This window comes from Sporosarcina sp. P18a, from assembly GCF_002743135.1.
Classification (GTDB): Bacteria; Bacillota; Bacilli; order Bacillales_A; family Planococcaceae; genus Sporosarcina.
On the sequence record NZ_PDYQ01000006.1, the window covers coordinates 50,634 to 64,356 of the forward strand.

A 13,723-nucleotide genomic window follows, 5' to 3' on the forward strand; every position below is an offset into this window, starting at 1 on the left:
GGATGGCTGAAAATATGGAAAAACATCCCGTTATTTACTAAGAAATGAGGCTGGGACATAACTTAAAAAACAGTCCGTTCCCCTACGCTACACTCTTGATTACTAACTAATTAAACTTTATAAATAAGTTTCAGTGAATTAAAAAAGGTATGAAGGTGTCTTCTCCTTCATACCTTTTGAGGTTTTGTCCCAGCCTCATTTTTCATTCACGATCTTCTGATAATCCTCTACGTTGAATACTTCCCCATTCACGTTTTCTGCGCAGTGCACTACTAATTCCCTCCGTGCGCCAAATCAGAGTCAATGGCCTATACCAAAACACTTCGGTTAATGACAAAATCACTAGACGAAATAGATCTTTCACTGCAGGATACGTATTACGGCTCCACGCCTCCAATAAGATGGATGCCATCGAAAACAGGGATCCATATAAGATGAATAATAACCCAAGAATTCCAGCGAAAACTATATACGCTTCTCCCATAAATAGACATAGGACCATATAGGCATAGCCAGCCAATTCTATTACCGGTCCAAGCAATTCAATAAACAAGAAATACGGAATAGATAGTAGCCCTACAGAACCGTACTTGGGATTAAACGCCATTTTCTTATGTAACCATAGGCTTTCGGCTAGTCCTTGATGCCAACGTCGACGCTGAGTACGTAAATCTTTGAAGTTATCAGGAGCTTCTGTCCAACAAACAGGATCTGGTGTAAACACAATTTCTTTATCTTCTTTTCGATCTGATATTTCTTCATGTAGCTTAACTACTAATTCCATATCCTCTCCAACTGTATTCTTGGTATATCCGCCTACTTGCAATACCCATTTCTTTGAAAAGACACTGAATGCTCCCGATATGATTAACACCATATTGTATTTACTAAGCGCCATCCGCCCCATAAGAAACGCACGCATATACTCTATAATTTGCATTATGACGATAGTTGAGCTCGGCAAACCTTCCCTGACGACTTGCCCCATTTGTATTTCATAGCCATTGGCGATCCGCACAGTGCCGCCTGTCGCAATCACTTCTTTATTAGATTCCATGATAGGTTTCATTACACGTAGCAGTGATGTATTGTCCAATATCGAATCACCATCGATTGAACAGAAATACGGGTATTTTGACACGTTAATTCCCACATTTAAGGCATCCGCTTTTCCACCGTTCACTTTCGTAATCAACAGTAAATTGGGGTGCATATCGGATTGATAGATAGCTTCAATAGGTTGTGTTTCAAGTTGTTGATTCACTACTTTCCGAATTGGCTTCATATTGAAATGCTCAATTACGACATCCTCCGTATTATCTATAGACCCATCATTGATTACTAATATTTCAAATTGGGGATACTGCAATGCCAACAACGAATAAATATTTCCAAGCACACCTTCTTGCTCATTGTAAGCAGGAACAATTATCGTTACGGGTTGCGTATATATAAAATCTACCGCTCCTTCATCCGATAACTTTTTCTGCAACTTCCGTTCTTTTCCTAACTGAATAAAAGCGATAAGTAACATGGATGAATACGAAAAAATAACAGCCAGCATATAGACGAGCAATATATAGCCAACAAACCCAAAAAACGAAGACGTGATTAAAGGTGCGTTCATCTTAGTACTCCTTCCCGAACATCTCTTCCGCTACATCGATTGCGAACTCATCTGTAGACATCGTTATGACAGAGTAAAGTGCTTGGTGACCATTTTTCAAAGATTTAATCGATTTAGCAGCTTGGGCACGAACTTGATAGTTTGGATCTTTGATTAAACGTTCAAGTATAGGTAATGCTTCTTCCGTCGGTGCAAAACGGAAAATCTTCGCTGTCATCAGACGTTCTTCCCAGATGGTTGAATGGGAGAATGATTCATATAACTCAAGCGAATTCGCTACTTCCAGCTCAGCAATACTTTTTAATGCTCTAATCCGTATTTCTTGCGCCCGATTGTCTAAACACTGATGCAATAAAGGAAGCCAATCAAGGTAATGATGAACACCTATAATTTCGATTATCGTCAGCTGAAGCAATTCAGGCAAAACATTGAAATCTTCCGCTAGTAAATTAATCTGTTCTTCATCTAACTCCATCAACAATTTTTTATAATCAAATTCACCTAGTGGAACTTTCGGAGCCACGAAGTGAGTTACGAAATCAGTACGAGAAAACTTTACTATAATCTCATAAATCAATAATAATTCTGTTTTCGAATGCTTTTTCTTTTTTTCCAATAACGATGAAACCGGGTCTAGCATAAACTGTAAGTTGAATAAGCTGATTTTATTGAGCGTATTAATACGCAGTTCCCTACTCCGACTAGTGAGCTTTTTACTATAGTAATCACTCATATATAACGAAGCAAAAGTATTTACCTTGTCATTAATTTCATCTGAGGAAAAGTGGTAGCTAATGCGAAAAAACAACTCATCAATCGCTTCGAGTTCTAGATTCTTATGAGGTCTAAGCGCTACATGTGACAATCCGTCTCCGAATAAATATTCATACCAGTCGACTTGACGATCTTCGATATACTTTCCAATCGCCTCTTTTTTTTTCACTTCTTGCATTCTATAAAACACAAGTAAAAAGAACAGAGCGAAAAGTATAATCAGCAACACTACGATGACTAGTAGCAATGATAGTAATATCTTATCCATGATAAATTCGTCTCAATACTTTCTTTATTTGTGATTCAAATAATTTCGGATTGAATGGTTTCGTTATGTATTCATCGACCCCGTATTGATAAGCGTAAATCATTTCCGCTTCACTTTTTCTCTTGGTCATCATAAAGACGTGATATTTCTGCGTATTCGGCAATTTGCGTAGTGTGTATAATACTTCTAATCCATTTTTTCTTGGAAGAATATCATTCATAATGACTAAATGAGTGTGGGAAGACTGATACCAATTGGATTCAATGAAATATTGTCCATCACGGAACACTTGGATATCCAGGTCCAGTTGTTTTACTGAAATACGCTCCACTAGCTTCTGTATAATCATCGTGACAACGGGGTCATCTTCTATAATACTCACTCGCACACATTGTCGCTCTAACTTTCTAAAAGAACGATCTTTTACATAAGGCGTATCACCTCGTAATTGCAATGCACGGTTTACCGAATCTTTTCCAACTTGTAACACATCTTCAAACATCGCATCTCCATTACGAATTTCAATTACCGAAACGCCCACTCGGTAAGAACGAGTAGATTCGGTGCGGCGCAATCTTTCAATAAAGACATCTGCTTCATCTTCTCCGGTATTCGCCATTAAAATGATATCCGGTTCACCTATCGGGAAACTGAATAATAAATCTGAAGTACGCATCTGCTCCAGAAGAATTTGCTTCATTTCAGGACTTTCAGGGCTTTTGACAAAGACAAGGGTGAACACTTGCCGGAAACGTTTGGTGTTGGCCATCTGCCAATGAAAGAGTGAACGAAAGAGTGAAGCATCCAAGATATTCAGTTCATTTTTATTTATTTGCATACTCATTACACCCTTCCTCAGCTAACTTATTGTTAATCTTTCTTCAAGTAGACTATGCGTAGTAAGTGAATCTATCATTGCTATGTTAGTGAGCTTACGCTCATTCTCCAGTAAAGGTATCACTACCCTTTTGACTGTTTTTTCTCTTATAGGTTTCATCTAAGATCTCTTCCATCATCGGGTAATATGTCAGCCAATAGAAAGCCGAAACATCTTTAGCAAAGTATTTGTATACGGTATGTACCCCTTGCCATTTAACAATGGGATTCTTATCAAAATCTGCATAGTCTCCCGCAAAATAATAGGTATTCGCCTGTTCTTGATGTAACACTGCAGGGAATACTTGAGGAATATCGGCCTCTTGTAATACACTACGACCTTTTTCCGTCAAATTAAATTCATATGTCGCCAATATTTTGGTTTGTTCAAACGGTTCGACTACATCGAACCAATACATATAATTCGATGAATATACTTTTGGGAATTTTTCTTTTCCATCTTTCGTTAACTTAAAATGGGCAGCACTTTTATTTTCTTGTCCATCTAAGACAATCACTTTTCCAGATATATGAACAAACGCGAGACCTGAACCAGCAAACAACCATTCACTATTCTTCTCCTCTTTATACCCTTCGATAAGCCATTGGGGTACTTCTGCATTCGACAAATCAGTAAAATAGCGTCCAATCCATCCTGTCCAAGTAATCCCTAGTTCCTTTTGCATGATCGTACTTATTTCTTCACTTGTTGGTGATGCAAAACTATTGAATTCTGCGATTAATGTCGTATCCTCACCTTTGCTAGCCATGAGTTCGTTCCACTCCATCAATTCCATACCACCGTATAATAGTTTCGATCGTGAACCATCAGGTTTAGCTTTAAGATCATCGCTGAATACACCATACGTATCCGCTACATAGATCATATCAAGTGGCCGTTCGTGAAATGGCTCCATCGCGACTTGGTCATACGGATCGAACCCATAATAATCAAGACTTTTATCATAAGGTTCCTTGTCAGGCCGCACGATTTTCTTTCCTTCTAATACATGAAATAAACCGTTATGCTCACGATAATCTTCCTTCGCGACCGATTTATCGATCACTGCTATATCCAGTATTTTCTCTTCTTTGAAAGCCCAATAAATTCGTGGAGACAACACGAGTAAAATCAACAGTATAGCTATTGCTATTTTTTTCACTAAGATGTCTCTCCTTTACATATATTGATTACTAGTTAATTTTTCAAATCCATTCTTATTATACTGTCTAGTATTCTTTCAAACAATCTGTCAGTACGTAATAACAGTATAAATATACTAGAAAACTGAGGTTGTGTTAGTGTATAATTAATTAATAGTACTAAAATATCATGAAATTCTATTCTATCTGCGTAAGTAGAGAAAGGTGATTACTATGTCTAAAAAATCCCGAAGTATTTGGATGGTAGCGATTCTATTGATTCTATCTAACTTTATTTGGTTAAAACCAATGTTAACAATGCGCATTGACCAACCAAAAGCCACATGGTTGTGGCATACATCGCAAATACTTAATCAGTCTAGTACACTCATCGAGTTTTTAGATAAAAAAAATGTATCCACGCTGTATTTGCAAATTAACGCAGATATACCAAATGATGCTTACCAACGCTTTATTCGCAAAGCGAGTGAGCGAAATATAGAAGTACACGCCCTGGATGGCGCGCCATATTGGGCAACTGACCAACAATCTGCTCAAAATTTCTTTCAATGGGTAGAAAAATATCAATCAGTTTCCGAAAACACTGAACAGTTTACCGGTATTCATTTGGATATCGAACCGTATATTTTGCCTACATGGGATTCTAATTTACAAGGGACCGTTCAGAGCTATCAGCAGAATATTCGATTTGCAGCTGACAAATCCGCTAACCTTGGATTACATTTTGGAATTGATATACCGTTTTGGTTTGATTCCATCAACTATTCGAATGTCATAGGTGAAGGTGTACTTTCAGAATGGCTGATCGACCAGTCCGATAGTATAAATGTCATGGCTTACCGTAACAAGGCGGATGGACACAATGGAATGATCAGTTTAGCAAAAAGCGAAATAAATTATGCTAGCGTTGCAGGCAAGCAAGCGCGCGTTGCCATAGAAACTAGTAAATCTTCTGAAGGCGATTATCTATCTTTCTTCGGTAAAAATAACGCATATATGGAAAAACAGTTAAAAGAAGTTGAAAGATCATTTAGTCATGCTGAAGGGTTCCGTGGAATTGCTATTCACTCGTTAGAGAGCTGGATGATACGTAAATAGGAGACTTTCCAATCCTTTCAGCTAAACCTATTTAATGGATCTTTTATAGATTGAGTTGCAGTAATTATGTTGCTGTCAGATGACTTCGGTATGGTGCCGAAGTCATCTTTTTTTTACAATCTGTAGTATAGAGTAATTGCAATAATAATTCATACACTAATAAATCAGTACATTCTGCAGAAAAAATAATAGCCGTCTTAATAGACTATATCACTTTTAAAGCAATCTAAAAATTGTTCTCTAGAGTACCCCTACTGAAAGTTGTATTGCTGTAATTGATACTAAATTCTATATTCTTATCTGGGTTATTTTTAATCAATGAAGGGTATATTACTACGTGAAGGTTTGATTTACACACGACGTATGTTGCATTACATACGATTTAATTAATACTCAGGTATTCAGCCCTATTCTATTCATGCATACTTATAAAGAGCAATTCCCCAGCGAGACAAGCTACCTTATTTACATGGCAACTCTTCCTCAAAGTACTGATTATAATGGCCGCACTTTTATAGAAAATGAACTCATTTCTTTAGTTGAACGAGAGGAATCTATACTTTTACACTTACCAACACAATACGCTGAAGAAGTAGTTTTTAATTGATACTCCCCACTATTGCCTGCCCAACAACTGAAATAACGAAACATGAACGTTACGATAAACCCTTTTCATATAAATTAACAGAAGATCTCTCGTCTTTGATCCACTAATACATTTTTGTTCCGCGTAGCCCGATGAATCAGCTAAGCAACACGACGTTAGTAAAAAGAATTTACAACTATGTACCAAAATCCCAATGGTATTTTATAGTATTACCGTTTTCATTTATAAATTAATATTTTTAAGGATTTTTTCTACGAGTCATTTTCCTATGAATCTATAATCATGTGCAAAATCAGACTTTTGTATTGTTATTTTTACAAATACATTTCAAACTTGATTTTTTTATTACACTTTTGTTAAACTAGCAACGTGTCAATTCAATGAACGGATTAAATTCATCATTTTGCATGAATCAGAACATGCTAGCTAGGCTGGCAGGAGGGGTTGACTACTTATTACAAGGAGCTGATGTGTATGACTACGGAAGAAGAAAGAATATTGAATACTATGGAAGAAGATGAAACGGAAAAGGATTATTCCTTGGATCGTGTACCTTTGGAAGACCGAAATAAAAGTTGGCTGAGCATTACGAACATCACGTTCGGAATCGCAACTGCTATCTTTTATTTTCAAATGGGTAGTGTCATGGCTTTGCAATTCGGTGCACCAAACGCTATCGTTTCGGCTATCTATGCTATTATCGTCGCCGGTTTGCTTGGTACAGTCATTGCGTATTTATCTGCTAAATCTGGCATGAACGTTAATCTATTATCACGAGGTGGCGGATTTGGCTATATCGGATCATCGCTAACATCATTGATTTATGCTTCGAACTTTATTATGTATTGTGCGTTTGAAGGGTTAATCCTCGTTTCCGCTGTACACTTTTTTATGCCTGATTTTCCCAAGTGGATTTTAATTATCATTTTCGGTACGCTTGTTATTCCACTGAATTGGTTCGGAATTGAGCAATTGGACAAGCTTCAAAAATGGTCCATGCCAATATTTATGGTATTCCTGGTCACGGCCATTGTATTATCGTTCATCAAACCGGCTGTTTATACAGGACCTGTGTTCTCTTATATGCCTGAAGGCGTTCAGTTTGGAGGAACAGCATTATTGTTCTGTATCGGGATGCACAATGGAATTATGGGGTTAACGGCTTTACTCGCATCAGACTATGCACGTTTCCTAAAGCCGTCCGATAGAAAGTTCGGTTCAATTGCAATCGGTTTCATTCCGCAGATTTTCTGTTATGGAGTAATGGGCGGACTCGGTATTTGGTTCGGAGTGCGATTCTTGGAAAAAGATCCAGGCGTATACATCGTACTGTTGTTAGGTATCGGTGGTGCATTATTTACGATGTTGACACAGTTGCGTATTAACGTAACCAATATCTACAGTAGTTCTTTATCGCTATCAAATTTTTTCGAGAATGTTTTCCGCTTCACGCCCGGACGCAGATTCTGGGTAGTTATCTCAGCTGTAAGTGCTATCTTATTAATGCTTGGTGGAATCGTGGATCACTTAGATACTGTCATGACATTCCAAGGTGTGTTCTTATTTTCGTGGGCTGCTATTCTTGTGACAGATGCAGTAGTCGTCAAAAAGTGGCTGAAAATAGGTCCGACCTATTATGTTGCTAGACAAGAGTATTTGTACAAATGGAACCCTGTTGGTGTTGCTTCGCTACTTATAGCCAGCACATTCGGATCTGTCGCGGCGTCTGGATATCTTGGGATATTCCTACAGTCTACAGCTGCATTTATGGCTGCTATATTAGCTGCTGTATTGACAGTAATCATCGCCATGTATACAAAAGGCAAATATTATTTAGTACGGGAGCCAAATGATATTACTGCAGAAGATAAACTAGGGTAGGATTAAGCTACTTGTGAAAACACGAAAAACATAATTAATAAAATACGCATGAAAAAAGCCGTCTCTTTGAAGACGGCTTTTGTGTAGTTATGAAATGCTCCAAATTCAAGCTTTGTCATCTTGTTGATAGAAAACGGGTGGCACAGATCCAAATACCCTACGGTGATATAACATAGGATCTTTATTTTTCTCGATTTTTAAATCGATTACTTCGCCTATAAGAATAGTGTGATCTCCCGCTTCAATCGTTTGGAACGTTTTACATTCGAATACACCGAATGCATCTTCGATAATTGGTAATCCGTTATCTGACATTTCCCATTTACATGTAGAGAAACGATCTTCTACGCGACTCGCAAACGTATTACAAAGCTCTTGTTGATCACCTGCTAGTACGTGCACAGCAAATTTACCGCCTTCTGTGAAGGCTTTAATAGAAGAAACTCTATGATCAATAGACCATAAGAGAAGCATCGGATCCAAGGATACAGAGGCGAAAGAGTTTACTGTCAATCCAACTGGTGTGCCGTCTTCAGTTACTGCAGTCACCACTGTTACACCAGTGGGATAATTCCCCATAATTTCTTTGAATAAATTCTGTTGTTCTTCTTTTGTCATGAAACATTCTCTCCTTTACAAATAAGCCAATTTACGTAACAGATTTTGTCCATCACTTTTGAAGTAGGCATGTCTATATCCATCATAGCACTTTCACCATCTTTCTTCAGTTTTCTCCACTTGTAATCACGTATTCTTTTGGAGTATGCATTTTTTCACTACATTTTATCTTTTCCTGTACGGTCATTATCATGACTAAAGTACCACTTCCGAACTTTCAGGTTTACAAAACAAAAAATAGGATATGTACAACATAAGAAAGTCTATCAAACATCTAAAGGAGGAAATTACTAATGAATTTGAATAAACTTAAGAAAAGTAATTTATTGAAAGTAGGAACAGCTGCCATTCTTTCTGTGGGTGTTCTTAGTGCTTGCGGAGATGATGATCCCGTTATAGATGAAAATGACGATGTTGAAGTAGATCAACCCGCTGATGTAACGCCAGATGATGATGTGAATGTGGACGAGCCAGAAGTAGATATGGAACCGGAACCGGAACCGGACACAGATACTGAAGTTAAAAATAATGATGAATAACCTATAGTATGAACAGTCCCCTCTATAATCACTCAAATACGATGATTTATAGAGGGGTTTTTATTTTACATATTCATTCTGAGTTATTACTCCCTCAATTTTCCCCATTTTTACTGTGTAAGATCTTGGCACTACGTATAATTTTTCCCCATTCATCACACTATGAGAAGTAGTGGTGCATTGGTAAATTATGAAAGTCATATATACAAGGAGGAGAGCAACGTGACAGAACCTAGACAACCTGAAGATACACAAAAAGGAATGAGTCGTAGGAATTTCATGAAAAACACCGGTCTATTAGCTGGTGGTCTAGTTGGTGGATCACTATTCGGTGGATTATTGACTAACCAGCTCCAAAAACCAGGCGCACCAACAAACACGGGAAAAGAAGATAACCACTTATTGGAGGCACGTACCTTCTTTAGTAATGCCGAAGACTTTCTTATACTTTCCGCCGCTACTGAAAGGCTGTTTCCCAAAGATGATTTAGGCCCAGGCGCTATTGAACTAGGAGTCCCCTACTTTATCGATCGACAACTTGCCGGGGAATGGGGAATGAACGGAAAAGAATATATGAAAGGGCCGTTTTTGCAAACAGGTGCCACAGATCCATATGAAAACCAAGAAGATACGACGCAAGACCAAGGTCCAAATGCTGAAACGCAAGTACCTACACCAGCCTTCAGGTATCAGACTCCCATGACAAGAGGAGATATTTTCACGGAAGGCGTACATGCATTGGAACAAACGGCACAAGAGAAATTCGAAACAAACTTTCGTAATTTAGAACCGGAGCAGCAAGATGAGATTTTGCACATGTTCGATGAGGGTAAAGGGAAAGTGAACGGTGTCGCTTCGACGACGTTCTTTAATCTGTTACTACAAACAACCATTGAAGGTGCGTATGCTGACCCAGTCTATGGAGGGAACCGTAATATGGAAGGCTGGAGAATGAAAGAATTCCCTGGTCCACGTATGAGCTATACAGCAGATATTGAAAAAGAAGACTTCATAGCAATGAAACCTGAAAGCTTACGTAATTACCAAGGTCACTGATAACGGGAGGAACTCATATGGCGAAAAAACTAAAAAAAGTAGATGTTGTCGTAGTAGGAAGTGGTTGGGCAGGTGGAGTAGTCTCTGCTGAATTAGCTAAAGCCGGCTATCAAGTAGTAACACTAGAACGTGGCAAAAAACAAGACCGACGGGACTATATCGGTGTTAAAGATGAATTACGCTATACTAATCGTTACGAGATGATGCAAAATCTATCTCCTGAAACCATTACGTCACGCGTAAACATAGAAGATACTGCCCTTCCTGTCCGGACAAGGGCAGAAATGATGGCTGGTACCGATTTAGGCGGTGGTAGTGTCCACTGGGCAGGTGCGACATATCGATGGAGACCGATCGACTTTGAATTGCGTTCTAAAACCATTGAACGTTACGGCAAAGAGAAAATTCCTGAAGGTATGACGATTCAAGACTGGGGCATCACGTATGATGAAATGGAACCTTATTACGATAAGTGGGAAAAAACCGCCGGTACTTCAGGCGAACCCGATCCACTTGGAGATAAGCGTTCTAATGATTATCCTAATCCTCCTATGCTAGCATCGCCAGCTGTAAAGTTATTTAAAGAAACCACAAAGAGAATGGGTTATCACCCTTACCAAGTTGCTTCTGGAAATTTATCACAGGCGTATACGAATCCCGATGGCGAAAAATTAAATGCTTGTATGTTCTGCTCTTATTGTACGATGTACGGCTGTGACTTCACGGCTAAATCGGACCCATTGGCTACAGTTATTCCAACTGCCCGAAAAACTGGAAACTGCGAAATTCGGACCAACTCTTTAGTGCGTCGCGTTCTGCATAAAGATGGAAAAGCGACCGGTGTACTATTTACTGATACACGTACAGGAATTGAATATGAACAACCTGCAGACGTTGTCGTATTAGGTGCATTTTCCTTTACCAATAATCGCTTATTGATGCTTTCCGAGATTGGGACACAGTATGATCCAACAACACGTAAAGGAACAATTGGACGGAACTTTAATGGACAATTTAACATTACATTCCTTGGAGCAAGAGGATACTTTGAAAAGAAGAAGTTTAACCTCTATATGGGGGCAGGTGCTCTTGGTGGTGCTATGAGTGACTTCGCCGGCGATAACTTTGATCACTCTAATCTGGATTTCATTAACGGTGGCGGCATCGAAATGCGCCAATACGGGGATGGTGCTATTTCGACGAACCATGTTCCTAGAGGGACACCGAAATGGGGACCTGAGTTTAAGAAAAACTCGATCCATTACGCGAATCGTTCGCTAGTTGTATGGTATACACCTGCTGTCATGTCATGGTGGCATAATTACGTGGATCTTGATCCAACGTACAAAGACGAATACGGAGATCCCCTACTGCGCATTACGAATCGTTACACAGATCAAGACCGCAACATTGCTAAATTCGGAATTGAAAAATGTAGCGAAATCATGAAAGAAATGGGTGCAGATATCATAGACGAAGATGAGGTTCCAGAAGAGTTTGACCACATATATTCAGGCGGTCACTATGCGGGCGGCATCATCATGGGAGCAGACCCTGAAACCTCTGCAGTAAATAATTACCTTCAAATGTGGGAAATGGACAACCTATTCGTTGTCGGCGGTTCAGCGTTTCCCCAATTCGGAGGTCATCACCCCACTTCAACTATTGGCGCGTTGGCATATCGTGCAGCAGAAGGTGTAGAGAAGTATTTAAAAGAAGGCGGTCCGCTTGTAGAAGCTAAGCAAGCAACTCTAAATGCCTAATAACCCCTGCAGCCGAATAGATTTCGGCTGCTTTTTGTTATACAACATCCGTGCGTTTTGCGGTTATGTAAAAATGGTAATTTTATTCTTAGAATAACGTAACCTGTACTGCATGAACCTAACATTTGAAGCTTATTAAGAACAGCCTGAGTGTTTAGCGCAAGCAGGGCACATTCATTCCAGACGATAAAAATCCGGATTCACAGTGCAATACTACGAATCCGGATTTTTATCGTACATTAGATGCGACAATTCAATTCATCATCAACATTTAGGTAAAATCATTACTGAGAGTCGTCTAACTAGCTTCGTTACAATTGGGAAGGAAGTGCCTTGTGGACCGACAATCAGCCCTGCACGTAATGCAGTAACAAGAACTTTATTGCGCAAAGTTATCCGATAAAATGACATCCATATCTTCAAAAACACCTTGAAATAATTTCGCTGTCTTCAGCATAGTATGCACAAGATATACCGCAATGTCAGCACCAGCCAAGCTCTTCTCTGCATCTTTCATAGAAAACAAATCACAAGATCGCCACTCTAATTCATCTGTATTTTTCCGCTGATCTCCATTCTGCGACAGACTAATCACTTTGGCTTTTCCTTTAAGTCTTCCAATAAATTATGGCCAATATATCTACTCGCACCCGCAACAGCTACAACCAATTTCTTTTCTCCCAAACAGCCACACAACCTCCTGTACGTATACAATAAAATCACTCTATTTAAGAGTTTTATAAGCCTGTTTATTTAAATAATACTATTTTAAGCAATAGTTTTTGCTTTTTATATAAAATATGTTTATACTAATACAAGAACGATGAAAACTATATATGTTTTTTTAGTTTCCATTCTGTATATAGGGATAGGAGTACGATAAATGAAAGCACGTATTATGAAGGCTTTCCTCGAAGAAGTTCATGAGAAAAGTATGAAGTTCACAATGGATGATCTAGCCAAAAGACTGGGTATTAGCAAACGGACTTTGTATGAACACTTTTCTTCCAAAACGGAAATTTTAGATGCAATTATAGACTCAACATTACAGGAGTTCGACGAAAAAACCGATAAGATTATGAACGACCAAGAACTACCTCTTGTAGATAAGATCAAGAAAGTCATTACAGTCATTCCGAAATACAATGATTTTTATAACTGGCAAATCCTTGATCAGATGAAAAAAACGCATCCCGAACAATGGGAACGCGTCCACGCAGCACTTAATGAATGGGATGAACTTCGCGAATTGATTGAACAAGGAATTCATGAAGGAATCATTGCAGATCAAAACGTAGAGTTACTGATGAAGTTGATCATAGATGCAACGAACTCCACGCTTGATCGAAAGTTTTTCTATGAAAATCGTATGACTGTAACCGAAGCACTGGATTCCATAGTGGATATTTTGTTGTTTGGGTTTATTATAAAGCGATGAATAAATAAACTGAT

General features: G+C 38.6%; 12 protein-coding genes. 6 read left to right on the forward strand and 6 right to left on the reverse strand.

Annotated elements, in window-relative coordinates; genetic code table 11:
- Nucleotides 1-202: 202 nt before the first annotated feature.
- From CSV75_RS13670 to CSV75_RS13685, 4 genes are all read right to left on the reverse strand, one after another.
- Nucleotides 203-1,627 carry a glycosyltransferase family 2 protein gene (locus CSV75_RS13670; protein WP_099676269.1) on the reverse strand — a complete coding sequence of 475 codons (1,425 nt, stop codon included), beginning with the start codon at nt 1,625-1,627 and terminating at the stop codon, nt 203-205.
- Between the two features lies 1 nt (nt 1,628).
- Nucleotides 1,629-2,669 carry a HEAT repeat domain-containing protein gene (locus CSV75_RS13675; protein ID WP_099676270.1) on the reverse strand — a complete coding sequence of 347 codons (1,041 nt, stop codon included), beginning with the start codon at nt 2,667-2,669 and terminating at the stop codon, nt 1,629-1,631.
- Entirely contained in the window at nt 2,662-3,513 is an 852-nt protein-coding gene (locus CSV75_RS13680) for a response regulator (RefSeq protein ID WP_099676271.1), read from the reverse strand. The genes CSV75_RS13675 and CSV75_RS13680 overlap by 8 nt, the downstream gene beginning before the upstream one ends.
- A gap of 94 nt (nt 3,514-3,607) precedes the next feature.
- On the reverse strand, nt 3,608-4,708 hold the full coding sequence (locus tag CSV75_RS13685) for a hypothetical protein (protein WP_099676272.1): 1,101 nt from the start codon (nt 4,706-4,708) through the stop codon (nt 3,608-3,610).
- A gap of 214 nt (nt 4,709-4,922) precedes the next feature.
- On the opposite strand from CSV75_RS13685, the gene CSV75_RS13690 reads away from it, so the two are divergent.
- Nucleotides 4,923-5,807, forward strand: coding sequence for an amidase (locus tag CSV75_RS13690; RefSeq protein WP_099676273.1), 885 nt, complete (start codon nt 4,923-4,925; stop codon nt 5,805-5,807).
- Between the two features lie 1,081 nt (nt 5,808-6,888).
- A complete protein-coding gene (locus tag CSV75_RS13695) occupies nt 6,889-8,295 on the forward strand; it encodes a purine-cytosine permease family protein (protein WP_099676274.1) in 1,407 nt (468 codons plus the stop codon).
- 105 nt (nt 8,296-8,400) lie between these two features.
- Here CSV75_RS13695 and CSV75_RS13700 read toward each other — a convergent pair whose 3' ends face one another.
- Nucleotides 8,401-8,913 carry a flavin reductase family protein gene (locus CSV75_RS13700; RefSeq protein ID WP_099673235.1) on the reverse strand — a complete coding sequence of 171 codons (513 nt, stop codon included), beginning with the start codon at nt 8,911-8,913 and terminating at the stop codon, nt 8,401-8,403.
- A gap of 293 nt (nt 8,914-9,206) precedes the next feature.
- Here CSV75_RS13700 and CSV75_RS13705 point away from each other — a divergent pair, with 293 nt between their 5' ends.
- From CSV75_RS13705 to CSV75_RS13715, 3 genes are all read left to right on the forward strand, one after another.
- Nucleotides 9,207-9,452, forward strand: coding sequence for a translocon-associated protein subunit alpha (locus CSV75_RS13705; RefSeq protein WP_099676275.1), 246 nt, complete (start codon nt 9,207-9,209; stop codon nt 9,450-9,452).
- A 222-nt stretch (nt 9,453-9,674) separates the two neighbouring features.
- A complete protein-coding gene (locus tag CSV75_RS13710; RefSeq protein ID WP_099676276.1) occupies nt 9,675-10,508 on the forward strand; it encodes a gluconate 2-dehydrogenase subunit 3 family protein in 834 nt (277 codons plus the stop codon).
- Nucleotides 10,509-10,525: 17 nt separating this feature from the next.
- Nucleotides 10,526-12,271 carry a GMC family oxidoreductase gene (locus tag CSV75_RS13715; RefSeq protein WP_099631876.1) on the forward strand — a complete coding sequence of 582 codons (1,746 nt, stop codon included), beginning with the start codon at nt 10,526-10,528 and terminating at the stop codon, nt 12,269-12,271.
- A gap of 379 nt (nt 12,272-12,650) precedes the next feature.
- Here CSV75_RS13715 and CSV75_RS16765 read toward each other — a convergent pair whose 3' ends face one another.
- Nucleotides 12,651-12,866, reverse strand: coding sequence for a hypothetical protein (locus tag CSV75_RS16765; RefSeq protein ID WP_099676277.1), 216 nt, complete (start codon nt 12,864-12,866; stop codon nt 12,651-12,653).
- Nucleotides 12,867-13,154: 288 nt separating this feature from the next.
- Here CSV75_RS16765 and CSV75_RS13725 point away from each other — a divergent pair, with 288 nt between their 5' ends.
- The gene (locus CSV75_RS13725; RefSeq protein WP_099676278.1) at nt 13,155-13,709 is read left to right on the forward strand and encodes a TetR/AcrR family transcriptional regulator; all 555 of its coding nucleotides are present in this window, start codon (nt 13,155-13,157) and stop codon (nt 13,707-13,709) included.
- The last annotated feature ends 14 nt before the right edge of the window (nt 13,710-13,723 follow it).

Coding starts and splice junctions, on each gene's coding strand:
- CSV75_RS13670 (WP_099676269.1), bottom strand. CDS start 1,627: ATGAACGCACCTTTAATCACGTCTTCGTTTTTTGGGTTTGTTGGCTAT.
- CSV75_RS13675 (WP_099676270.1), bottom strand. CDS start 2,669: ATGGATAAGATATTACTATCATTGCTACTAGTCATCGTAGTGTTGCTG.
- CSV75_RS13680 (WP_099676271.1), bottom strand. CDS start 3,513: ATGAGTATGCAAATAAATAAAAATGAACTGAATATCTTGGATGCTTCA.
- CSV75_RS13690 (WP_099676273.1), top strand. CDS start 4,923: ATGTCTAAAAAATCCCGAAGTATTTGGATGGTAGCGATTCTATTGATT.
- CSV75_RS13695 (WP_099676274.1), top strand. CDS start 6,889: ATGACTACGGAAGAAGAAAGAATATTGAATACTATGGAAGAAGATGAA.
- CSV75_RS13700 (WP_099673235.1), bottom strand. CDS start 8,913: ATGACAAAAGAAGAACAACAGAATTTATTCAAAGAAATTATGGGGAAT.
- CSV75_RS13705 (WP_099676275.1), top strand. CDS start 9,207: ATGAATTTGAATAAACTTAAGAAAAGTAATTTATTGAAAGTAGGAACA.
- CSV75_RS13715 (WP_099631876.1), top strand. CDS start 10,526: ATGGCGAAAAAACTAAAAAAAGTAGATGTTGTCGTAGTAGGAAGTGGT.
- CSV75_RS13725 (WP_099676278.1), top strand. CDS start 13,155: ATGAAAGCACGTATTATGAAGGCTTTCCTCGAAGAAGTTCATGAGAAA.